A 23,451-nucleotide genomic window follows, 5' to 3' on the forward strand; every position below is an offset into this window, starting at 1 on the left:
ACGGCTCGCCGGGCCGCCACCAGCTAGCGCAGCCGACGGCGCGGGACTACGGAATTGGCTCTCGTGAACGCGTTCGTCCCAAACGGGTTGCCAATCCATGGTAGTGTGATTATACCAGTTACTAAGGTGACGATCGGCAGGGCCATCGTTGGAGATCAGGAGCACGGCTGGATGACAACGATTGCGCTGTTTGGTGCCGGCGGCAAAATGGGTTACCGCCTGTCGACCAATTTTCGCGGCTCTCCTTACATCCTACGCCATGTCGAGGTCAGCGACGCCGGCCGCGAGCGGCTAAAGACCGGGCTGGGCATCGACGCGGTCAGCGCCGATGAAGCCCTGAACGGCGCCGAGGTGGTTATCCTGGCGGTTCCCGACACCCATATCGGCAAGGTCGCGGCCAGCATCGAGGGCAAGCTTGCGTCCGGCACCATGGTGGTCGTGCTCGACGCCGCAGCGCCTTTCGCCGGTCATTTGCCGAAGCGGCCGGACCTGACCTATTTCGTCACCCATCCCTGCCATCCGCCTATCTTCAACGACGAGACCGACATGGCGGCCAAGAAGGACTATTTCGGCGGCGTCAAGGCCAAGCAGCATATGGTCAGCGCGCTGATGCAGGGACCGGAGGCGGATTTCGCCAAGGGCGAAGCGATCGCCAAGATCATCTGGGCACCGGTGATGCGGTCGCATCGCGTCACGGTCGACCAGATGGCGCTGCTCGAGCCGGGCCTTTCGGAGACCGTCTGCGCTTCGCTGCTGGTGGTCATGAAGGAAGCGGTCGACGAGGTCGTCGCGCGCGGAGTCGACCAGCAGGCCGCGCTCGACTTCCTGCTTGGCCACATGAATGTGCTCGGCGCCGTCATCTTCGGCGAGACCAAGGGCGTGTTCTCCGACGCCTGCAACAAGGCCATCGAGTTCGGCAAGCCGGTGCTGATGCGCGAGGACTGGAAGCGGGTCTTCGAGCCGGAAGAGATTGCAGCGAGCATCCAGCGCATCACCTGAAGGCGGAAGCCGCCTTTCCTTCTCCTCTCGTAGGAGAAGGTACAGGCGCGTCCTATGTCACTGCGGTGACTCTACCCGCCGCATCGAGGCGACAGCCGACTCGCGCCTGCCGAACCTCGACGCCGCCTTGTCTTGCATAGTGTATGCGCACCTCGATCGGCGCCGTGAGCGCGCCCCGACGTTGCTGCAACGGGCCCGCGCTTACCGCGTGAACAAGCACGGCGCCAAGCGGCGTGGCGGCCGACCCGATCGCCGTGCGGCAGGCGCGCACCACAGCTGGTGGGATACCGGGTTTGGCTTTCAGTGGCGCCATAAACGGATAGCCATAGGTGATCCGCGCCGACGTGTTGCGATCAGTTCCGGAAGGCCTGAGCTTGCGCGGCAGGATGGCGAATTGACTCGCAGCCTTGGCCTTGGTGGTGGCTGGCGTGATGCCGGCATTGCTGCTTGCGGCTTGCCCAGCGCCCAGCGCCGGGTTGCCTGGCTTACCTCCTGGAGCGGTGCCCGATGCGGACGAACGGTCGCCCACCCCGACACCTGTCGACAGGCCGCCGCTTGCGCCGCCGAGGTTGCCGCTGACGCCAAGTCCGGCACCGAGCGACCCCTTGCCCGCGCCGAGCGATCCGCCAAGGCTCGCTCCCCCTACTCCGTCGACGCTCGAGCCGCCCGCCACCGAGGCGCCTTTCGGGCCGGCGCTAAGGCCAGCACCGACCCCGACACCGCCAAGTTTGCCGCCAAGCCCCGCCTCAAGAGCCGAGGCAGGGCAAATTGCGATCGCGACGGTCAATGCGGCTGCGACGTATTTGTTCATCACCATATTCCTCCTGCGGCATGGATTCGGCCCACGGAAATGCCCTTCACGATCACCCCTCGCTAGGGAGCGCCGAGCTTCGGCGGTCGCGTCGGGAGCAACGCGTCGGGAAGCGCGATGGTCGCCACCAGAACAGGTCGCGATGGTTTTTTGGCCTTCACTTTGTGGTTTTCACGCAACCCCGATTGACGGGCTGGTCGCGAGCGCACGGACACATCTGCACGCGAAGCTGCGACGGCACGCGCTTTCGGAACGCGGTTGATACGCTCGCTGCGACGCTCATCTCGGGCCTTTTCAACGTCGATCGCCTTTCGAGCGGCGCTGAGCTCGCGGGCCAGGCCGACGGCCTTGTTGCGCTCTTGCTCCAACGCCACGCTCAGCTCCATCGAGACGCGGCTCGCTTCCTGCCTTGCCGCGTCGCGTTCCCGCCGGGCGCTGTCGCGATCACGAGCAGCTGAATCTGCCCGTTCGCGCTCCAGTTCGAGTGCGTCGCCAGCTCGCTTCAAAGCCGCCTCGGCCACCTGTCGTTCCCTGATGGCGTCGGTGCGCGCAGCCGCAGCCAGATCCGCGCTTGTCTTAAGCGCGTCGATGGTCTGGCGCGCCGCGGTGAGTTCGCGTCCGAAGCGCTCAGCCTTGTGCCGCTCCTCATCCAGCGCTCGCTGCGCCTCTGCCACAGAGGCCGCCATGGAGTGACGCGCTTCAAGCATGGCGGCCTTCTCGTGATCGGCGAGAGTGGCTTTGGCCTTCAAGCTTTTGACTTGGCGTTGCGCCACTTCCAGATCGAGCGCGAGCTCTTCGGCCCGTCGCCGCTGCTGTTTTAGCGCTTGTGCTTGTTCAGCCATCATGTCGGCTACCGCACGCGCCTGCGCACTGGCATCGCGGGCGCCGCGCTGCATCACGGCCAGTTCGGCTCGCGCCGCCGCCAAATCGCGGCCGTCATGGTCAGCGCGAGCTGGGTCACCGCGAGCCGGCTGCACGCTCTTCCTGAGCGCGTCGACTTCCCTCAGCGCCGCAAAGAGCTTTTGTTCCAGCGTACCGCGGTCAGTCCGCATCGCATCGAGTTCCCGCACCAAGGCGTCAGCCCGTTGACGCGCCGTCGCAAGGTTCTGATTGTGTCGCGCGGCATCGTTGCGAGCAGTCTGGCGAGCCGCAAGTGCTTCCGCGCGCGCTGCCGCAATTTCCATGCGAGCGGCGGCTAGCTCATTCAGCAATGCCCCTTGCAGAGTTTGCTGCTGCTCCGCAGCAGGCTGCCGAGGTGTGTGGGAACCGCGCACGCCCGGTTGCGCCTCGGCCTGGCCGTTCTCTACACTGGCGCGTTGCGAAGCCACGGCCGAAGAGCCGTCGCTGGCTGCGTCAGCCGGCGGTTCGGGCGCTTCTTGTTTGACCTCCACCGAAGCTGTGAGGTCCGAAGGCGAACTTTGTATCAGTTTGACGGTTATGTCAGCCCGTTCCTGACGGCCGCTCCTGGCTTGCAAGCGATCGGAAATCAGCTTTGCCAGCTCCTCCTCACGCAGACCTGCGGCGGCAATGCTGCCGATCAAGGGAAGGTCAAGCGTGCCGGTCGAGTCGATGGTGAAACTATGGTTGAGCTGCAACGCTTCCAGAACGCCGTCGCGCAAGGCAGTCCACTGCCAAACGTGCAGTTCGATCGTGTCTCGCGGAGCAAGTCTGTCGTCAGCCTTCGGCCGACCGTGTGCCGCAGATCCCAGCAGCAGGATGATACACAACGAAATGAGGCACAGCATGGCGCTGCAGCTCCTGCCGCGCATGCCACGCAATGAAGCCGAATGCCGTCGGTCAGCAAAGTTTGGCGCGGGGCTGCAGGATGGCGGCCTGAAACTCTGCACAAAAGTCATAGCTGAACCTCACCGGCAACGCGACCCTTGCCGCGAACGAATTTCATTAGAAAAACCGCGGGCAGGCTGGGGTCGGGGAGAAATTCCACAACCACGAGGCGACACTAGCAAAGCCTGCGCGTACCGCTGAGCACCGAATAAGGCTTAGGAGTATCTACTCCTTGCTTAATTACTGCGCCCTCACCCGTGTATCGTACCCCTTAAGGTGGTGATCGCAGACCTGGCCAACTGCAGGCGTGTCGCAGGGAACGAAGCGTCGCTCTTGGTGGGATGACTCCCCGGTGGCGCTTTCTGCTCATCAGATACATATCATCTGAATTTGTGGTTGACTCATTATACCAGTTGGCTTAGCTGTTGGAATGGCTTTGGCCAGCCGAGGCCAGGCTGAAAATTGGGCAGGCGGAAGGTGGAGGGGCAGGCTGAAGACGGAACCGAGCCGGATGATCCGCCCGGTGAGCCGGCAAATGACCCGATCCGCGACACCGGACGCGATCCGCCTGACAAACTGGAATGCATTTCAGCCTGGGCCGCGGAAGCACAGGCTTTTTCAAATGGGAGGAAATCATGAAACTCACTCGCAGAATGACATTTGCGGCTTTTGCCGGCATGCTGGCGCTGGGCACCGCGGCACCCGCCTATGCGGCGGATCTCATTGCCATCATCACGCCCTCGCACGACAACCCATTCTTCAAGGCGGAAGCCGTCGGCGCGGAATCCAAGGCCAAGGAACTCGGCTATGAAACGCTGGTTCTGGTTCATGACGACGACGCCAACAAGCAGTCCGAGCTGATCGACACGGCGATCGGCCGCGGCGCCAAGGCGATCATCCTCGACAATGCCGGCGCCGACGCCTCGGTCGCCGCCGTGCAGAAGGCCAAGGACGCGGGCGTTCCGTCGTTCCTGATCGATCGCGAGATCAACGCCACCGGCGTCGCCGTCGCGCAGATCGTCTCCAACAACTACCAGGGCGCCCAGCTCGGCGCGCAGGAGTTCGTCAAGCTGATGGGCGAGAAGGGCAATTACGTCGAGCTGGTCGGCAAGGAATCCGACACCAATGCCGGCATCCGCTCCAAGGGCTACCACGACGTCATCGACGATTATCCGGACCTCAAGATGGTGGCGCAGCAGTCGGCCAACTGGAGCCAGACCGAGGCCTATTCCAAGATGGAATCGATCCTCCAGGCCAATCCGGACATCAAGGGCGTGATCTCCGGCAACGATACGATGGCGATGGGCGCCCATGCAGCACTTGCCGCTGCCGGCCGCAAGGACGTCATCGTCGTCGGCTTCGACGGATCGAACGACGTGCGCGACTCGATCGCCTCTGGCGGCATCAAGGCCACGGTCCTGCAGCCGGCCTATGCGCAGGCTCAGATGGCAGTCGAGCAGGCTAACGACTTCATCAAGAACAAGAAGTCTCCGGCCGAGGAAAAGCAGCTGATGGACTGCGTCCTGATCAATGGCGACAATGCCGCCAAGCTGGAAACCTTCGCGCTGACCAACTGAGCCGGTGTGACATCAATCGCAAGGGACGAGCTTCCGGCTCGTCCCTTGCTTCCATTTCCCGGGTGCCCTGACCGCCATGCCGAACAAGCCGACATGTTGAACAAGCTGACTTGGCCAACCCTCGCTTGGCCGACCCTTGCCGCGATATTTGGCATCAGCCTGACCGCCTGCAAGATCCTGCCGACACCGTCCGCGGAAGATGGCGGCAATGCACCGGCCTTCAATGCGGACAAGATGGTCGGCGATATCTGGGCTGCCAAAATGGTGCCCTATCTCCAGCAGAAGGCCGGATCGTTTCCCGAGGTTCACGCCCTGGCGAAAGCCGATCCTGCCGCTGCCGGCGCCAAATTTGGCAATCCGAAGAAGCAGGCGAATTCGCCGTGGACCTTCGCGGTTAGCCTCGAAGGCAAGATTGTTGCGGCGAACACACAGTCACGCGCGGCAACCATGGACGTCGATGCCGACGGTGACGGCAAGGCGGATGCGCGGGTGCAGATCGGACCCGCGATGCGCGGCACCGCGCTGCGCGACAGCCTCGACTTCATCCAGTTCAACGATTTCACCAATCAGATCGACTTCGCCCAGTTCGGCAAGGCGTTCAACATCCATGCCGACAAGACGGTGCTTTCCAAGCTGCCGCGCGAAGCGCTGGAGGGCCGCAGCGTCAGGGTTGTCGGGGCTTATGTCATGGGCAGCGGCCAGGACTTGCCGCTGGTGACCCCGGCGGAGGCAGAGGTAGGGGCGAAGCCATGACTGCCGCCGGCGATCATGATGTCATCCTGAAGCTGGAAGACATCTCGAAGGTCTATTCGGGCACCGTCGCGGTCAAGCGCGCGAATTTCGAAGTGCGTAAGGCTGCGGTCAATGTGCTGGTCGGCGAAAACGGCGCCGGCAAATCGACGCTGATGAAGATCATCGCCGGGGTCGAGCAGCCGACGCTCGGCCGCATCCTCCTGGAGGGCGAAGAGGTTTCCTTCTCCTCATCCGGCGACGCGGTGAACCGCGGCATCGGCATGGTGTTCCAGGAGCTGAACCTGTTCGGTAATTTGAGCGTCGCCGAAAACATTTTTGCCACCCGCGAGATCACCAACCGGTTCCGCAAGATCGACAGCCGGGAACAGGAGCGCCGCGCGGCCGAATTTCTCGAGCGCCTGCAAGCCGGCATCCGGCCCGACATGCTGGTCGAGGATCTGCGCATCGGCCAGCAGCAATTGGTCGAGATCGCCAAGGCGGTTTCGCTCGATGCGCGCATCCTGATCATGGACGAACCGACCTCGGCACTGAGTGCGGCGGAAGTCGAGATCCTGTTCAAGGTGATCGCCGACCTCAAGGCGCGCGGCGTGGCGATCGTCTACATCTCGCACCGGCTCGAGGAGCTGATCCGCATCGGCGATTACATCACCGTGCTGCGCGACGGCCGCATCACCGGCCAGGAGAAGATGAAAAACGTCGACACGCAATGGATCGTGCAGCAGATGATCGGCTCCGACGCCAAGGACTTCGCCAAGGCCGACGGCCATGTTCCGGGCGAAGAGATCTTCCGCGCCGAGGATATCTGCCTGCCGCGCGTGACCGGCGGGCTGGCGGTCGATCATGTCTCGCTGTCGCTGCGTGCCGGCGAGATCCTCGGCATATACGGGCTGATGGGCGCCGGACGCAGCGAGCTGTTCGACTGCATCATGGGGCGCCACGGCCATGCCACCGGGGCGATCTTCATTGCCGGCAAGAAGGTCAGGGAACGCGACACCACGCGGCGGATCCGGCGCGGGCTGGCGCTGATCCCCGAGGACCGCCAGCGCGAGGGGCTGGTGTCGATCCTCTCGGTTGCCAGCAATCTGACGCTGGCCAGCCTGTCGCGGTTTGTCCGCCTGTTCCATATCAGCGGCGCCAAAGAAAACCAGGCGGTGACGCAGATGCTGCGGGAGCTGGCGATCAAGGTCGCCGACCCGGCGCAGGAGGTCTCGTCGCTGTCGGGCGGCAACCAGCAGAAGGTGGTGATCGGCAAGGCGCTGCTCACCGGACCGAAGGTGCTGCTGATGGACGAGCCGAGCCGCGGCATCGATGTCGGCGCCAAGGCCGACGTCTTCCGCACCATGCGCAAACTGTCCCGCGACGGGCTGGGCATTCTGTTCGCCACCTCCGATCTCGACGAGGTGATGGCGCTGTCCGACCGGATCGCGGTGATGAGCAATGGAAAACTGACCGGCATGTTCGATCGCGCCGAGGCGACGGAGGCGGCACTTGTCGCCGCATCGGCGCTTGGCCACGGGCCGGTCCCGCACACGGAGAGCCACGCCAATGACTGACATCCCGGCCAAGGCGTCAGTTGCCTCCGCCTCGAGCGGATCCGTGCTGCTGACGCTGATGAAGGCGAGGACGTTCATTGCGTTGATCGCTGTCCTGATCTTCTTCTCGATCGCAGCACCCAATTTCCTGTCGGCCGCCAACCTGATCCTGATGTCGAAGCACGTGGCGCTGAACGCCTTCCTCGCCATGGGCATGACCTTCGTCATCATCACCGGAGGCATCGACCTCTCGGTCGGCTCGATCGTCGGCCTGTGCGGCATGGTCGCCGGCTATCTCGTGCTCAACGGCATCGACCTGCAGGTCGGCTATACGATCTATTTCAACGTCTTCGAGATCGCACTGATCACGCTGGCGGTCGGCATATTGATCGGCGCCGTCAACGGATTGCTGATCACCAGGCTGAATGTCGCGCCGTTCATCGCCACGCTCGGCGTGCTCTATGTCGCGCGCGGCCTGGCGCTGCTGTCGTCGGATGGCCGCACCTTTCCGAACCTCGTCGGCAAGCCCGATCTGGGCACGACCGGGTTCGGCTTCCTCGGCGCCGGCCGGCTGCTCGGCCTGCCGGTCTCGATATGGATTCTTGTCGTCGTAGCAGTTGGGGCGGCCTATCTGGCCAAATACACCCCGCTCGGCCGCCACATCTTCGCCGTCGGCGGCAACGAACGGGCGGCGCGGATTTCGGGCGTCAGGGTCAATATGGTGAAGATGTTCGTCTACATGTTCTCCGGCTTCTGCGCGGCGGTCGTCGGGCTGATCATCTCCTCCGAACTGATGGCCTCGCATCCGGCGACCGGCGAAAGCTTCGAGCTCAACGCCATCGCCGCGGCGGTGCTCGGCGGCACCTCGATGTCGGGTGGCCGCGGCACGATCGGCGGCACCATCGTCGGCGCCTTCGTCATCGGCATCCTTTCCGACGGGCTGGTGATGATGGGGGTGAGCTCGTTCTGGCAGATGGTGATCAAGGGCCTCGTCATCATCGTCGCCGTCGTCGTCGACCAGGCGCAGCGCCGGCTGCAGAGCCGGGTGACGCTGATGCAGATGGCAAAGGCGGGCTGACCCGTGGCGGAACTGCGAGGAGCGCTGATCGGCTGCGGCTTCTTCGCCGTCAACCAGATGCATGCCTGGCGCGACATCGAAGGCGCCTCGATCGTCGCCATCTGCGACCGCGACCCGGAACGGCTCAAGGTGGTCGGCGACCAGTTCGGCATCGTGCGGCGCTACGTCGACGCGGCGGCACTGTTTGCCGGCGAAAGCCTGGATTTCGTCGATATCGCCACCACCGCGCCGAGCCATCGTTCGCTTGTCGAGATGACGGCACAGAACCGCGTTCCGGCGATCTGCCAAAAACCATTCGCGCCGTCGCTTGCCGACGCCAAGGCCATGGTCAGGGCATGCGCCGATGCCGGCGTGGCGTTGATGGTGCATGAAAATTTTCGCTGGCAGTCGCCGATCCAGGCGGTGCGCGCCGTTCTCGACAGCGGCGACATCGGCACGCCCTTCTTCGGCCGGATCTCGTTCCGCTCGGCCTATGACGTGTTTTCCGGGCAACCCTATCTGGCGACGGGAAAGCGCTTCATCATCGAAGACCTCGGCATCCACAGTCTCGACATAGCCCGCTTCCTGCTGGGCGACGTTTCGACGATCACGACCCGAACCGCTCGCATCAACCCCAACATTGCCGGCGAGGACGTCGCTACCATGCTGATGGACCACAAGAGCGGCGCAACGTCCGTGGTCGACTGCAGCTATGCGACCAAGCTCGCGACCGAGCCGTTTCCGCAGACGCTGGTCGAGATCGACGGCAGCGACGGCACGATCCGGCTCGAGCAGGATTACCGGCTCACCGTCACCGGCAGGAACGGAACGGCGGTCAGCGACGTCTCGCCGCCGCTGCTGCCCTGGGCATCGCGGCCGTGGCACAACATCCAGGAAAGCGTCGTCGCCATCCAAAAGCACTGGGTCGCCTGCTTGGCGTGCAAAACCGAGCCGGCAACCTCGGGCGCCGACAATCTCAAGACCTTGGCGCTGGTCGAGGCCGCCTATGCGAGTGCTGCGAGCCGTGAGCCGGTGCAGATCGACACGCTGCTGAGATGACCGCCGACGCCTTCCTCCTCTATGGCACGCGCGCGGTCCAGGCCGAGCCGGTCAGGCTGCGCGCCGGCGCACTCAGCGCCGACTTCGTCAACGGCAATCTGCGCATCATCCGCCATGGCGGCATCGAAGTGCTGCGCGCCATAGCCTATATCGTCAGGGATCGCGACTGGGGCACTTACGAGCCGACGCTTGCGGACCTGACTATCGACCAAGATGCCGACACTTTCTTCGTCAGCTATTCGGCAAGCTGTGTCGGGCCGGGAGGAAGCCGGCTCAACTTTCGCGCGACGATCAAAGGTTCCGCCGACGGCCAGCTGGTTTTCGACGTGAGCGCGCTTCCCGAAAACGCTTTCGAGACCAATCGCTGCGGCTTCTGCATCCTGCATCCAATCGCCGGCCTGGCCGGCAGCCCGGTCACTGTCGAGCACACCGACGGCAGCGTCGTCGCAACGAAACTTCCTGAGCTGATCGACCCCTGGCAGCCTTTCAAGGATCTGCGGGCGATCACGCATGAGGTCCGGCCCGGCGTCACCGCGGAATGCCGGATGGAAGGCGATGCGTTCGAGATGGAGGACCAGCGCAATTGGTCGGACGCGTCCTACAAGACCTACGTCCGGCCGCTGGCGCTGCCTTGGCCCTACATGCTGCCCGCCGGCCAGACTGTGCGCCAGACGGTCAGTCTGCGTGTGACCGGCGACGGCAGGGCGCCGGCTGCCGCAGCAGCAGCCGAGCCGGTCCGAGTCGAACTCGGCGAAACCGGACCGCTGCTGCCGGATATCGGCGTGATCATCTATCCGGACGAGGTCGAGACGGCGCTGGCAAACCTGCCGACACTGTCCGCGCTCGGCCCGCAGCAGCTGATGTTCCATTACGATCCAACGCGGGGCCATGGCCTCGACGCCTTGCAGTCCTTTGCCCGGCTCGCCGCAGCCTACCCGGTCGAGACCACGCTCGAATGCGTCGTTTCCTGCGTTGGCGATCTCGATGCCGAGCTCTCAGGCGTCGCCGGCATGGTGCGTCAGGCCGGGCTGAAGCTCTCGGCTATTGCCGTCTCGCCTTCGGTCGACCGGCAGTCGACGCCGCCGGGCAGCGCATGGCCTGAATGTCCGCCGCTTGAAGATGTCTATGCCGCGGCGTGCCGCGCCTTTCCCGACATCCGCCTCGGCGGCGGCATGTTCAGCTATTTCACCGAACTCAACCGCAAGCGGGTTCCCGCCGATCTGCTCGATTTCGTCAGCCACTGCACCTGCCCGATCGTGCACGCCGCCGACGATCTCAGCGTCATGCAATCGCTGGAGGCACTGCCTTTCATCACCCAATCGGCGCGGGCGATCTTCGGAGCAAAACCCTACCGGATCGGCCCATCGACCATCGCCATGCGGCAGAACCCCTATGGCGGCGCGACCAAGGCCAATCCGCACAATCAGCGCATCGCCATGGCCGACCGGGATCCGCGCCATGCCGGGCTGTTCGCGGCAGCATGGACGATCGGCTATGGCGCGCGGGTCGCGCCGGCCGGGCTGGAGATGCTCACGCTGTCCAGCTTCAGCGGACCGTTCGGCGTGCTGGCGGCATCCGGGGAACCTGTCGGCGAAGGTGAACCCCGGCCGATCTTCCAGGCCGTGCAGGGGCTTTGCGAACTGGCCGGCTTCAGACAAGTGGCGGCGAGGACGAGCGATGAGACGCGGGTGCTCACGCTGGCCGGCCGTTCTGCCGCGGGCCAGACCATCATGTGGCTGGCGAACCTGACGGCGAGCGAAGTGACGGTTGATATTTTCGGGTTCGAACGAGGCCGCCTTGTGATGACGCCTTACGCGATCACCCGGATCGGGTGAATCAGCTGCCGGAATTCATCACATAGAGCGCGCGCGAGCGCTCGAGGTGCTTGATCATCGCCTTCTCGGCGCCGTCCGCATCCTTCTGCTCGATGCGGCCGATGATCTCTTCGTGCTCGGTCAGCGTAAAATTTTCCTTGCCGGTCCAGATCAGCATCTCGGTGTGATACTCCTTCAGCCAGCCAAGCATCGCTTCGCTGACTGCGACATAGATCGGGTTGCCGGATATCGCCGCGATCTGGGTATGAAACTTCATATCGGCGGATATGAAGGCTTCGGAATCGCCGCGAAAACTCCGCTGTTCGGCAACGGTTGCCCGCAACCGCTGCACGTCCTCGGCGGTGGCCTTTTCGGCGGCTTCCCTGACCATGCCGCGTTCGAAGAAGATGCGCGCATTCTTGAGGTGCTCCAGCGTGTCCTTCGACGACGACAGGATGATCTTGGCGGCGCCGTCGACCTGCTTGATGATCGACTTGGCGGTCAGCTGAAGCACCTTCGCCCGCTCGCCATGCGAGATCGCGACAAGGCCCATATTGCTCAACGCCTGCATCGCCTCGCGGATCGCCGGCCTGCCGACCGCGAAGCGCTCCATCAGCTCGCGCTCCGACGGCATGTCGTCGCCCGGCTGCAATTCGCCGCTGGTGATCAAGCGCTTCAGTCGCAAAAACACTTCGTCGGAAAGTTTGCGCCGGACGATCGGCTCCGAACGGTTCATCGTCGCGAATCACTCCCTTGAACAGTTCTGTTTAGCATCGTCATCACGAATCTCGGAATGCTCGGCCGATCAGGATATCGCTTGCAATACTTATGTACTCATTATACCAGATTCTCGAAGATCAGGGAACTTTTTTCGGACTATGATCACCCTCACCTATCGCATCGAAACCCCAGGCAGCATCGAGGCGCTGGCGGCCAAGATCGCCAGCGACCAGTCGACCGGAACCTTCGTCGCGCTGGCCGGCGAGACCGAGGAGCTCAAGGCCCGGGTGGCGGCGCGCGTATTGGCGATACGGCCTCTGCCGGACGCCGATCGCCCGTCCCTTCCCGAAGCCGGCGACGGGCCCTTCAAGCGGGCGGATGTCGACATCGCATTTCCGCTTGATGCCATCGGCACCGATCTTTCGGCATTGATGACCATCGCCATTGGCGGCGCCTTTTCGATCAAGGGCCTGTCCGGCATTCGCGTCGTCGATATGAAGCTGCCGGAGGAATACCGGGGTGCGCATCCGGGTCCGCAATTCGGTGTCGCCGGCAGTCGCAGGCTGACCGGCGTCAGGGATCGCCCAATCATCGGAACGATCGTCAAGCCGGCGCTTGGGCTGCGCCCGCACGAGACGGCCGAAATGGTCGGTGAGCTGATCGACGCCGGCGTCGATTTCATCAAGGACGACGAGAAGTTGATGAGCCCGGCCTATTCGCCGCTGTCGGAACGGGTGAAGGCAATCATGCCGCTCGTCCTCGACCATGAGCAGAAGACCGGCAAAAAGGTGATGTATGCCTTTGGCATCTCGCACGCCGACCCGGACGAGATGATGCGCAACCATGATCTGGTGGCGAAGGCCGGCGGCAATTGCGCCGTGCTCAACATCAATTCCGTCGGCTTCGGCGGCATGGCTTACCTGAGAAAGCGCTCCAGCCTGGTGCTCCATGCCCACCGCAACGGCTGGGATATCCTCACCCGCCACCCCGGTCTGGGCATGGACTTCAAGGTCTGGCAGCAGTTCTGGCGGCTGCTCGGCGTCGACCAGTTCCAGATCAACGGCATCGCCTCGAAATACTGGGAGCCGGACTGGTCCTTCATCAGTTCCTTCGAGGCGGTGACCACGCCGATCTTTTCGCCGGAGGATTGCGCGCTGCCGGTCGCCGGCTCCGGCCAATGGGGTGGACAAGCCCCCGAAACCTACCGGCGAACCGGCCGAACGGTCGATCTTCTCTATCTCTGCGGCGGCGGCATCGTCAGCCATCCTGACGGACCGGGCGCCGGCGTACGCGCCGTGCAGCAAGCCTGGCAGGCGGCCGTCGATGGCATACCGTTAGCGGACTTCGCCCTGAGCCACCCGGAACTGGCGCGGTCGATCGAGAAATTCGGCGACGGCAAAGCGGCCTGACGCCATGCAAAGCCTGCTTCTGAGCTATTATGGCGATGATCTCACCGGCTCGACCGACGTCATGGAGGCGCTTGAGCTCGGCGGCGTGGCGACCGTGCTGTTCATGCGTCAGCCGGACGAGGCCATGCTTTCGCAGTTCGGGCATTGCCGTGCCATCGGCCTGGCCGGCACCAGCCGAAGCGAGACGCCGCAGTGGATGGACATGCACCTCAACCGCGCCTTCGCCTGGCTGAAGACCCTGAATGCCGAGATCTGCCACTACAAGGTCTGCTCGACCTTCGATTCCAGCCCGGCGATCGGCAGCATCGGCCGGGCTATCGAGATCGGCCGCTCGGTTTTTAGCCAGGACAGCGTGCCGCTGGTGGTCGGCGCGCCGCAGCTCAAGCGCTACACCGCCTTCGGCCATCTGTTTGCTGCCTACCGCGAACAATATTTCCGTATCGACCGCCACCCGGTGATGAGCCGACACCCGACCACGCCAATGGATGAATCCGACCTGCTGATCCATCTGTCGCGCCAGACGGACCTCACCTCGGGGCTGGTCGACTTGGCGACGCTGCAGTCGGCATCGCGCTCGGAAGCGTTCGATCGCTTGCTCGCCGATGGCACCAACATCGTGCTTTTGGATGTCGCCAGCCTGGAAAGTCAGGCGCTTGCCGGCAAGGAGATATGGCGCGTTCGCCGGCCGGGCGCATTCGTCGTCGGCTCTTCGGGCATCGAATATGCGCTGCTGGCCGAATGGGCCGCCAACCGGACCGTCCGTGCCGAGCCCAGCTTTTCGCCGCCGGGTGCGGCTTACCGGATCGCAGTGGTCTCGGGCAGCTGCTCGCCGACGACGGAACGACAGATCCGACATGCTTTGACGGACGGTTTCGACGGGGTCGAGGTGGACCCTGTCGAACTGATTTCCGAAGACTCCAGCGATGCGATTGCGCGCGCGGCAGCAAGCGGGCGTGCCAGCCTCGAAGCCGGTCGCAGCGTCGTCCTCTACACCGCCCTCGGCCCCACAGCCGATCGGGGCGCCGAGATCGATCGGCAGGAAGGCGCCCGCCACAAGCTTGGCCGCGGCCTCGGCGAACTTCTTCGCGAGCTGACGATCGAACAAAAATTGCAGCGCGTGGTCATTGCCGGCGGCGATACGTCGAGCCATGCGCTCGGCCAGATGGGCGTCGATGCGCTGACGGTCAGGATGCCACTGCCCGCCTCGCCGGGCTCGCCGCTTTGCGTCGCCCACTCGCGCGTCAAGGCGATCGACGGACTGGAGATTGCGCTCAAGGGCGGGCAAGTCGGTACCGATCGCTATTTCTGCGCCATCCGCGATGGGCTCGGCGGGTGACAGCAGGCGCGCTGGATTTGCCTGATCTCACGGCTTCTTGAACACGGCGCGGTTACCAACACACGATAGCTGCCCCACATAAGGCGCCGTACGCGCAGCGGCGGGGCGGCGTAAACGCTCAAGCGGGGCTGGATTACGGCTCCGCGAATGAACCAGCGGGATGCCGCGATGTCATTCAGACCATTGCTTGGTGACGGACGGGTTCGGAGCCAGGAGGAGAAGTCGGAGCCCCTGCAAACCGCGTCATGGGCCAGCTCTTCGATCGTTTTCGACAACCGGCGGTGGGCGTGCCGCGAGGCGGAACTGCGCTGGACAGCCCCTCATCATCTGATCGTGCTGACCGAAGAAGGCGGAACTTCCCATACATCTATCCGGCACGAGGCAAAATCGCTGTACGACGGAATGGACCGTCCCGGAGCCCTCACCTTCGTCCCCGCAGGCGCCGAGCGGCACGGCTTCTATCGCGATGTAGACCTCTCCTACTCAGCCCTGTGGATCGATCCCGATATCAGGCTTCCTGGCTGCGAACGCCTGAGAGAGCTGCCGATCCTGGTGAACAGGAAAGACGTGGTGATCGCCACGCTGCTGAGTTCGCTTCGCGACGAGATGGCACTCGGCCACCAGCCGGACACTGCCTATATCGAGCATCTGGTCGCCCTGGTCAGCCTCCGCATGGCCGCCCTGAACCGGGAGCAACACCCGTCGGTGCGCCACGGCTGTCTCAGCCGTCGCGCGCTTGGTCGAGTTCGGGGTTACATCGATGCCCATATGAATGCAGACATTTCGCTAAGCGAGTTGGCAGCCGTCGCGGGCATGGCCGTCGACAGTTTTGCACGCCGATTCAAGGCGACGACCGGGCTTGCACCCTATGCCTATGTGATCGAGGAACGCGTCCGGCGAGCCGAGATACTGCTGCGCGAAACGGGCTTGTCGATCGGCAGCATTGCCTTTCGGCTCGGCTTTTCAAGCCAGAGCCACTTCACCACGACATTCCGGCGTCTCAGGGGCATGACGCCTCGGGCCTATCGGGTGAATTCTTCTCCGGAATCCTGATATTTCCGCCGGTTTCTTGAAAGAAAGCCGCCGCGCGCCTCCCCACCTCAAGGTCGATGAGTGACAGAACTGGGACTGGGAGATCATGCATGGCTAAAACAGACCCAAGGACCGGGCCGACTCGTCGAACGGTTCTGGAGGGCGGCGTGGCGACCGGCGTGCTCCTGGCTACCGGTATACCGGTATACGCGGAGCCGGCCGGCGCCGTTGCGGCGGCCGCATCGCCGACGCCGGCGCCGACGATGCCGATATCCCTGCGGATCAACGCGAAGGATTTTGCCGTCGAGCTCGACCCGCGGACGACGCTGCTCGACGCGCTGCGCAATCATCTCGGCCTCACCGGCTCGAAGAAAGGCTGCGACCACGGCCAGTGCGGCGCATGCACGGTGCTGGTCGATGGGCGCCGGATCAATTCCTGCCTGACGCTTGCGGCAATGCATGAAGGCGACGAGATCACCACGGTCGAGGGTCTGGCCGAGGGCGACCGGCTGCATCCGGTGCAGGCCGCCTTCGTCGCCCGCGACGGCTTCCAGTGCGGCTACTGCACGCCGGGCCAGATCTGCTCGGCGGTCGCTATGCTTGGCGAGGCCAGGGCCGGCTGGCCGAGCCATGCGAGCGCCGACGTGGCTGCGGCATCCGTCACTCTAACCGATGCCGAGATCCGCGAGCGGATGAGCGGCAACATCTGCCGTTGTGCCGCTTATCCGAACATCGTCGCTGCAATCCGCGACGCGGCAGAGGGGGCGTGAGCAATGCAGTCCTTCACTTATGAACGTGCGGCAAGTGCCGAGCAGGCAGCCGCCGCGGTCGCGGCGCGGCCGGGCGCCAAGTTCATCAGCGGCGGCACCAACCTGCTCGACCTGATGAAGCTCGAGATCGAGCGCCCTGCGCATCTCGTCGACATCAGCCGGCTGCCGCTCGATCGGATCGAGGAGACGGCGGCAGGCGGGCTTCGGGTCGGCGCCCAGGTCCGCAACAGCGATCTTGCCGCCGATCCGCGGGTGAGATCGCGCTATCCGATGCTCACGCAAGCGCTGCTGGCGGGAGCGTCCGGCCAGATACGCAACAAGGCCTCGACCAGCGGCAATCTCCTGCAGCGCACGCGCTGCCCCTATTTCCACGACCGCAACATGCCTTGCAACAAGCGCGAGCCGGGTTCGGGCTGCGCGGCGCTGCAGGGCTTCAATCGCATGCACGCCGTGCTCGGCACCAGCCAGGCCTGCATCGCGGTCCATCCCTCCGACATGGCGATCGCCATGGCCGGGCTCGACGCCAGGATCGAGACCATATCGCCCGGCGGCGGGACCCGCACGATGCCGATTGGCGATCTCCATCGATTGCCTGAGGCGACGCCGCATGTGGAAACCGTGCTCGACCACGGCGAGATGATCGCCGCCGTCACCCTGCCGCCGCCACCGCCCGGCCGGCAGGTTTACCGCAAGGTGCGCGACCGTGCCTCCTACGCCTTCGCGCTGGTATCGGTGGCGGCAGTCGTCGAGAAAAGCGGCGATCGTATCCAAAGCGCTCGGATCGCCATGGGCGGCGTGGCCGCCAAGCCCTGGCGCGCGACGGAGGCAGAGCGCACCCTCGCTGGAGCGGCGGCGTCCGACGGCGCCTTTACCGACGCGGCCGAAGCCGCGCTCGCCGGAGCCGTCGGATATGGCGGCAATGATTTCAAGATCCCGCTGGCGAAACGGACGATGCGCCACACGCTCGCTGCTGCCGCCGAGAGTGCATGAGGTGACATGATGACAGAGACGAAGACCTCAAACCGTCCTCGCGAAACACGCAGCGGCATCATCGGGCGTCCATTCGATCGCATCGATGGTCCGCTCAAGGTGAGAGGCGATGCCACCTACGCCTACGAGAATACGCTGGAGGGTACAGCCTTTGGCTATATTCTCGGCGCTGCCGTCGCCAAGGGGCGCATTGCCGAGATCGACACGGCCGAAGCCGAACGGGCGCCGGCAGTGCTGCTCGTCACGACGCACCGGAATGCGCCGGCCCAGCCGGATTTCGGCCCGGCGGTCACGCCGACGGTGCCGGAGGTCTTCACGCGCGCCCGGCCCGCGCTCAACAGCGAGCGGGTGCGCTATTACGACGAGCCCGTCGCGCTGGTCGTTGCGGAGACGTTCGAGGCGGCACGTGCTGCCGCCGGCCTCATCAAAGTGCGCTACGACGAGGAGCCGGGCCTCTACGATCTGTCGGGACATGTGGCCGACGCCTACGCACCAAAGCGGACCAATGCCGGCTTCGAGACCGACAGCGTGATCGGCGACTTCGAGAGCGCCTTTGCCGCGGCTCCGGTCAAGGTCGATGCCACTTACCGGACGCCCTTCGAACATCACAATCCGATGGAGCCCCATGCGACGCTCGCCGCCTGGTCAGGCAACGAGCTGACGATCCATACATCGGCGCAGACCCTGGCGAATTTCCGGGCAGGGGTCGCCAGCACCCTTCGCATCCCGCCCGAGCGTGTGCGCATCATCAGCCCGTTCATCGGCGGCGGCTTCGGCTCCAAGCTGATTGCCCATGCCGATACGATCCTGGCCGCGCTTGCTGCAAAGGTCCTGCAGCGTCCCGTCAAGATCGCGCTGACGCGACAACAGATGTTCGCCAATGCCGGTCATCGCGCAGAGATGATCCAACAGGTACGTCTCAGCACGGGCACCGACGGGCGGCTCACCGGGATCGCGCACGACGTCTGGTCGGCAACGTCCAGCTTCGAGGAGTACTGCGAGCAAACGGCAGTTTTTGCCCGCTCGCTCTATGCGGCGCCGAACCGTGTCACCCGCCATCGCCTGGTCCCGCTGGATATCAACCGCGGCGAATGGATGCGCTCGCCCGGCGAAGCCCCCGGCATGCTGGCCTTCGAATGCGCCATGGATGAACTCGCCGAGCGGCTCGGACTGGACCCGATCGAACTCAGGATCCGCAATGAACCGGCCCAGGATCCCGAGCGCGGCGTGCCGTTCTCCACCCGCAACCTCGTCGCCTGCATGGAGGAAGGCGCCCGCCGTTTCGGTTGGCAGCGAAGAAACCCGACGCCGGGCCGCGCCCGAGAGGGCCGCAAGCTCATCGGCTACGGCATGGCGGCGGCGATCCGTCCGAACTACATCGGCGCGGCGACGGCGCGGGTTGCGATCGACCGCGACGGTCGGGTGACGGCGCGGCTCGACATGACCGATATCGGGACCGGCACCTATACGATCCTGACCCAGATCGCCGCGGACAGCCTCGGCGTGCCGATCTCGTCCGTGAAAGTGGAGCTTGGCGACAGCCGCTTCCCGCGTACCGCCGGCTCCGGCGGGTCCTGGGGCGCGGCAAGTGCAGGGTCGGCGCTGCACAACGCCTGCAACGCCCTTAGGGAACGGATATTGCAGGCGGCGCGGTCGAGCGAAGCCTCGCCGTTGCGCGGCGCTGGCGCCACCGAAGCGAGCTTTGCCGACGGCGAGGTCAGGCTCGGCCAGCGTTCGGCAAGCCTGGCCGATCTTGTCCGAGGGATCGCTCCCGACGGGTTCGAGGCCGAGGGTTCCGTGGCCGCCGGCGCTGCCACCCCGTCATACAAGGCTTACTCGCAGCATTCCTATGGCGCGCATTTCGCCGAGGTCGCCGTCGATTGCGATACCGGTGAGATCCGCATGCGCCGGATGCTGGCGGTGATGGGCGCTGGCCGTATCCTCAACCCCAAGACCGCGCGCTCGCAAATCATCGGCGGCATGACCTGGGGAATCGGTGCGGCGCTGATGGAGCAGACGGTGCTCGACCGGCGCTACGGCCACTTCGTCAATCACGATCTTGCCGAGTATCACGTCCCGATCAACGGCGACGTCCCGGAGATGGAGGTCGTCTTCCTCGAGGAACATGACGACAAGGCCAATCCATTCGGCGCGAAGGGGATCGGCGAACTCGGCGTCTGCGGTGCGGGGGCAGCTGTTGCCAACGCCATCTATAACGCGACCGGCGTGCGGGTGCGTGACTTTCCCATCACCCTGGACAAGCTGCTGCCTGCCTTGCCGGTGATCGCCATTTGACGCGGCAAGTCTTGTTCGGGCATTTCAAGCTCAAGGACAAAGCGGCTACCAATCCCTGCGTGCAGGTACTGGCCGCGCCGGAACATATTGCCGCGTGAAATCTCCCTCCCCGGGTGGAAATTCCGGTAACACGCTGTACTATCTGCGAAATTGCCGAAATCGGGAGGCTTCCGGTGCAGACCAAGAAGATTATCAACGACGGCAACCGCACTGTCGACGAGATGCTGGAAGGCATTCTGGCCGCGCATCCCCGCCATCTCAAAAGCATGGAGGGCAGCCCACGCTCGATCATCGCCCGCGATGGACCTCGCCAGGGCAAGGTCGGCCTCGTCATCGGCGGCGGCTCCGGCCACGAGCCGACCTTCCTCGGTTTCGTCGGCAAGGGGCTGGCCGACGCGGCGGCGATCGGCAATGTCTTTGCCTCGCCGCCGCCGGACCCGATCCTTGAATGCGCCAAGGCGGCCAGCGGCGGCGCCGGCGTGCTGTTCATGTATGGCAACTATGCCGGCGACGTGATGAACTTCGACATGGCCGCAGAGATGGCGGCGATGGATGACATTGAAGTGCGCACCGTGCTGACCACCGACGACGTGGCATCGGCGCCGCGCGACCAGAGGCAAAAGCGCCGTGGTGTCGCCGGCAATTTCTTCATCTTCAAGGCCGCCGGTGCCGCCTGCGAGCGGATGCTGTCATTCGACGAATGCGAGCGTATCGCCAGGAAGGCCAATGATCACACCTTCACCATGGGCGTGGCGCTGTCGCCCTGTTCGCTGCCGCAGACCCGCCGGCCGAATTTTGAGATCGGACCGGATGAGATGGAGATCGGCATGGGCATCCATGGCGAGCCGGGCATCGCCCGCGGAAAATTGAAAACCGCCGACGAGATCACCGACGAGATGCTGGACAAGATCGTCGACGAGATGGCGCCGGCACGCGGCGACAAGGTCGCCGTGCTCATCAATTCGCTCGGCTCGACGCCGCTGATGGAGCTCTACATCATGAACCGGCGCGTCAAACAGCGGCTCGATGACATCGGCGTGTCAGTTCACGCGACCTGGGTCGGCAATTATTGCACCTCGCTCGAAATGGCCGGCGCCTCGGTGACGCTGATGCATCTCGACGCCGAATTGCAGACGATGCTCGACCATCCTTGCGACTGCGCCATGTTCCGCGCCGGCTGAAAGGGTGCATCCATGACATCCATCGATGCAGCCGATCTGAAAAGAATGTTCGATGCGATCGCGGTGGCGATCGAAGCCGACAAGGACAGGCTCTGTCAGCTCGACGGGGTCATCGGCGACGCCGATCATGGCATCGCCATGGCGCTCGGCTTTGGGGCGGTGCGCGATGCGCTGGCGCCGCTGGAGCTCACGGCAACCGAGCCGACTGTTCTCCTCAACACTGCGGCGAAGTCGTTCCTCAACGCCGTCGGCGCCTCGTCGGGCCCGCTCTACGCGACGGCCTTCATGCGTGGTGCGGCTGCCGTCAAGGGCAAGGCGACCTTGGCGGGCGCCGATGTCGTCGCCCTGTTCCAGGCGATGGCGCAAGGCATCCAGGATCGCGGCAAGGCGGAGATCGGCGAGAAGACGATGGTCGACGCCTGGCTGCCGGCGGCGCAAGCCGCGGCCGCTGCCCATGTCGCCGGCAAGACCCTGTCCGAAAGCCTGGCAGCCGCCCTCGAAGCAGCCGGACGGGGCGCCGAGGCGACCAAGGATATGATCGCCGCGAAGGGCCGCTCGTCGCGGCTCGGCGAGCGGTCGCTCGGACACATCGACCCCGGCGCGGCGTCGGCGGTCACCGTTATCGGCGCGATGCGAAAAAGCCTGGCTTAAGCGCATCGCATCAATGCGACGCGCTTAAGCTCCTGTTTTATACATGTCGTTATCCCAAAACCGCTGCGCACCCTCGGTTCACGCCCGAGGGCATGCTTTTGGGCGACATGCATTAGCCTAGCTTCGCCGCGTCGAGCCTGTCGATCGCCTGGACATTGCCGGCCGATGGCCCGTTTTCGTCGAACTCCGATGCGAGCCAGGCATCGACGATCGCCTTGGCCAGTTCCGGGCCGATAACGCGGGCGCCCATGGTGATGATCTGGGCATTGTTGGATTTCGCCGCGCGCTCCGCCGAATAGGTGTCATGGGTGAGTGCGGCGCGAATGCCGGGCACCTTGTTGGCCGAGATGGAAACGCCGATGCCGGTGCCGCAAAACAAGATGCCGCGATCGTTTTCGCCGTCGAGGATGGTCTGGGCGAGCTTCTGCGACAGGTCGGCATAGTAGCCGGCCTGGCTGACGTCGCTGACGGAGAGGCCGGGCTTGGTGGCCAGGTGAGCGGCAATGACGTCGAGCAGCGGCTTGCCGGCGCTGTCGGCCCCAATGGCTATTTTCATTTTTTCTGTCCTTTCCTGTTCGATTGCTCTGGAGCCTGTTCCATCCCGATGGCATCGGGATGGGGCTCTAACTTTTGTTGGGCATGATCTTTTTCCGAAAACCGGATTCCACTTTTCGGGATCATGCTATCTTTTGTTTGAGCATGATCTTTTCCGAAAAACCGGATTCCACTTTTCGGGATCATGCTATCTTTTGTCTGAGCATGATCTTTTCCGAAAAACCGGATTCCACTTTTCGGGATCATGCTCTAGATCGCCGCCGAGGCGCGTTCGAGGATGTCGATATAGCCTTCCGCCTGCCAGGCGGAGCGGCCGATGAACAGCCCGTCGATATGCGGCTGGCCGATCAGCTCGGCGGCATTTTGCGGATTGACGCTGCCGCCATAAAGCACCGGCGGCATGGCCGGCAGAAGATCGCCGGCGATCTTCTTGATCAGCGCCTGCTGCCTGTCGGCGTAGTCGGCACTTGCCGGAATGCCCTTGTCGCCGATCGCCCAGACCGGTTCGTAAGCAAACAGGATCGTCGCCGCCTTGGCCTGGCCTTCGAGGTATTGCAGCGCGCCGTGCACCTGCAAGGCCAGCACCGCATCGGCCTGGCCGCTGTTGCGTTGCGCCAATGTCTCGCCGACGCAAATGAGCGGCACCAACCCGTGCTTCACCGCCGCTGCGGTCTTGAGACCAACCGTATTGTCGGTCTCGCCGAAATGCTCGCGCCGTTCGCTATGGCCGAGCTCGACGAGATCGAGCCCGCAGTCCGTCAACATCACCGGCGAGATCTCGCCGGTCCAGGCGCCGGCGTCGGCCCAGTGCATGTTCTGGGCACCGACCTTGATCCGCGTCGATGCCAGCGCTTTCTTGACCTCGCGGACCGCCGTGAAGGGCGGGATGACGAAGGGCTGGATACGGTCGTTGAAACCGGGGACGAACCCCGCCAGCGCCCTGGCAAAGTCAGTCGCTTCTGCAAGCGTCTTGTTCATTTTCCAGCTTGTGCCGACCCAGTAAGCCACGCGTCCTCCTTCTAGAGCCTGTTCCATCCCGCGAGGCGGGATGGGGCTCTATCTTCTTCTTTGACCATGATCTTTTCCGAAAACCGGTTCCCACTTTTCGGGATCATGGCTCTATCT

Annotated in this window: 21 protein-coding genes; 15 read left to right on the forward strand and 6 right to left on the reverse strand. The window is 64.2% G+C overall.

Annotated features, from left to right (window positions below; translation table 11 throughout):
• Positions 1 to 171 precede the first annotated feature (171 nt).
• Positions 172 to 999 (forward strand): phosphogluconate dehydrogenase C-terminal domain-containing protein, encoded by an 828-nt coding sequence (locus tag AC0L28_RS16090; RefSeq protein WP_023800214.1) that lies wholly within the window; start codon positions 172 to 174, stop codon positions 997 to 999.
• A 52-nt stretch (positions 1,000 to 1,051) separates the two neighbouring features.
• On the opposite strand, the gene AC0L28_RS16095 is transcribed toward AC0L28_RS16090, so the two are convergent.
• Both AC0L28_RS16095 and AC0L28_RS16100 read right to left on the reverse strand, forming a co-directional pair.
• A complete protein-coding gene (locus tag AC0L28_RS16095) occupies positions 1,052 to 1,810 on the reverse strand; it encodes a hypothetical protein (RefSeq protein ID WP_287245322.1) in 759 nt (252 codons plus the stop codon).
• Between the two features lie 62 nt (positions 1,811 to 1,872).
• Entirely contained in the window at positions 1,873 to 3,666 is a 1,794-nt protein-coding gene (locus AC0L28_RS16100) for a polysaccharide biosynthesis/export family protein (protein ID WP_473478646.1), read from the reverse strand.
• 564 nt (positions 3,667 to 4,230) lie between these two features.
• Between AC0L28_RS16100 and AC0L28_RS16105 the strand changes: the two genes are divergently transcribed.
• The 6 genes from AC0L28_RS16105 (at position 4,231) to apnL (ending at position 11,408) form a co-directional block, all read left to right on the forward strand.
• Positions 4,231 to 5,172, forward strand: a complete 942-nt coding sequence (locus tag AC0L28_RS16105) for a substrate-binding domain-containing protein (RefSeq protein ID WP_473478647.1) — start codon at positions 4,231 to 4,233, stop codon at positions 5,170 to 5,172.
• 93 nt (positions 5,173 to 5,265) lie between these two features.
• Entirely contained in the window at positions 5,266 to 5,925 is a 660-nt protein-coding gene (locus AC0L28_RS16110; protein WP_473478650.1) for a DUF2291 family protein, read from the forward strand.
• Positions 5,922 to 7,478: a sugar ABC transporter ATP-binding protein gene (locus tag AC0L28_RS16115; RefSeq protein WP_473478652.1), complete on the forward strand. Its 1,557-nt coding sequence runs from the start codon at positions 5,922 to 5,924 to the stop codon at positions 7,476 to 7,478. The genes AC0L28_RS16110 and AC0L28_RS16115 overlap by 4 nt, the downstream gene beginning before the upstream one ends.
• A complete protein-coding gene (locus AC0L28_RS16120; protein ID WP_023800208.1) occupies positions 7,471 to 8,535 on the forward strand; it encodes an ABC transporter permease in 1,065 nt (354 codons plus the stop codon). The genes AC0L28_RS16115 and AC0L28_RS16120 overlap by 8 nt, the downstream gene beginning before the upstream one ends.
• 3 nt (positions 8,536 to 8,538) lie before the next feature.
• Positions 8,539 to 9,573, forward strand: a complete 1,035-nt coding sequence (locus AC0L28_RS16125; RefSeq protein WP_473478655.1) for a Gfo/Idh/MocA family protein — start codon at positions 8,539 to 8,541, stop codon at positions 9,571 to 9,573.
• Positions 9,570 to 11,408 (forward strand): D-apionate lactonase, encoded by a 1,839-nt coding sequence (gene apnL / locus AC0L28_RS16130; RefSeq protein ID WP_473478658.1) that lies wholly within the window; start codon positions 9,570 to 9,572, stop codon positions 11,406 to 11,408. The genes AC0L28_RS16125 and apnL overlap by 4 nt, the downstream gene beginning before the upstream one ends.
• A 1-nt stretch (position 11,409) precedes the next feature.
• On the opposite strand, the gene AC0L28_RS16135 is transcribed toward apnL, so the two are convergent.
• A complete protein-coding gene (locus tag AC0L28_RS16135; RefSeq protein ID WP_419696137.1) occupies positions 11,410 to 12,123 on the reverse strand; it encodes a transcriptional regulator NanR in 714 nt (237 codons plus the stop codon).
• 142 nt (positions 12,124 to 12,265) lie between these two features.
• Between AC0L28_RS16135 and oiaX the strand changes: the two genes are divergently transcribed.
• The 8 genes from oiaX (at position 12,266) to dhaL (ending at position 21,771) form a co-directional block, all read left to right on the forward strand.
• On the forward strand, positions 12,266 to 13,516 hold the full coding sequence (gene oiaX, locus AC0L28_RS16140) for a 3-oxo-isoapionate-4-phosphate decarboxylase OiaX (RefSeq protein ID WP_473478661.1): 1,251 nt from the start codon (positions 12,266 to 12,268) through the stop codon (positions 13,514 to 13,516).
• Positions 13,517 to 13,520: 4 nt separating this feature from the next.
• On the forward strand, positions 13,521 to 14,852 hold the full coding sequence (locus AC0L28_RS16145; RefSeq protein WP_473478664.1) for a four-carbon acid sugar kinase family protein: 1,332 nt from the start codon (positions 13,521 to 13,523) through the stop codon (positions 14,850 to 14,852).
• Between the two features lie 168 nt (positions 14,853 to 15,020).
• Entirely contained in the window at positions 15,021 to 15,905 is an 885-nt protein-coding gene (locus AC0L28_RS16150) for a helix-turn-helix domain-containing protein (RefSeq protein ID WP_473478666.1), read from the forward strand.
• 89 nt (positions 15,906 to 15,994) lie between these two features.
• Positions 15,995 to 16,654 carry a 2Fe-2S iron-sulfur cluster-binding protein gene (locus tag AC0L28_RS16155; RefSeq protein WP_473478669.1) on the forward strand — a complete coding sequence of 220 codons (660 nt, stop codon included), beginning with the start codon at positions 15,995 to 15,997 and terminating at the stop codon, positions 16,652 to 16,654.
• Between the two features lie 3 nt (positions 16,655 to 16,657).
• On the forward strand, positions 16,658 to 17,644 hold the full coding sequence (locus AC0L28_RS16160; RefSeq protein ID WP_473478671.1) for an FAD binding domain-containing protein: 987 nt from the start codon (positions 16,658 to 16,660) through the stop codon (positions 17,642 to 17,644).
• 9 nt (positions 17,645 to 17,653) lie between these two features.
• Positions 17,654 to 19,939, forward strand: a complete 2,286-nt coding sequence (locus AC0L28_RS16165) for a xanthine dehydrogenase family protein molybdopterin-binding subunit (RefSeq protein WP_473478900.1) — start codon at positions 17,654 to 17,656, stop codon at positions 19,937 to 19,939.
• A gap of 173 nt (positions 19,940 to 20,112) precedes the next feature.
• A complete protein-coding gene (locus AC0L28_RS16170; protein WP_091599882.1) occupies positions 20,113 to 21,120 on the forward strand; it encodes a dihydroxyacetone kinase subunit DhaK in 1,008 nt (335 codons plus the stop codon).
• 12 nt (positions 21,121 to 21,132) lie between these two features.
• Positions 21,133 to 21,771: a dihydroxyacetone kinase subunit DhaL gene (gene dhaL, locus AC0L28_RS16175; protein WP_473478674.1), complete on the forward strand. Its 639-nt coding sequence runs from the start codon at positions 21,133 to 21,135 to the stop codon at positions 21,769 to 21,771.
• A 112-nt stretch (positions 21,772 to 21,883) separates the two neighbouring features.
• Here the strand turns inward: dhaL and derI are convergent, their stop codons facing one another.
• From derI to AC0L28_RS16190, 3 genes are read right to left on the reverse strand one after another with little or no spacing between them, the layout of a single operon-like run.
• The gene (gene derI / locus AC0L28_RS16180) at positions 21,884 to 22,327 is read right to left on the reverse strand and encodes a D-erythrulose-4-phosphate isomerase (protein WP_287298689.1); all 444 of its coding nucleotides are present in this window, start codon (positions 22,325 to 22,327) and stop codon (positions 21,884 to 21,886) included.
• A complete protein-coding gene (locus AC0L28_RS16185) occupies positions 22,324 to 22,572 on the reverse strand; it encodes a hypothetical protein (protein WP_473478677.1) in 249 nt (82 codons plus the stop codon). The genes derI and AC0L28_RS16185 overlap by 4 nt, the downstream gene beginning before the upstream one ends.
• 3 nt (positions 22,573 to 22,575) lie before the next feature.
• Entirely contained in the window at positions 22,576 to 23,361 is a 786-nt protein-coding gene (locus AC0L28_RS16190; protein ID WP_473478680.1) for a triose-phosphate isomerase, read from the reverse strand.
• Between the last annotated feature and the right edge of the window lie 90 nt (positions 23,362 to 23,451).

This window comes from Mesorhizobium sp. WSM4847 (assembly GCF_055811335.1).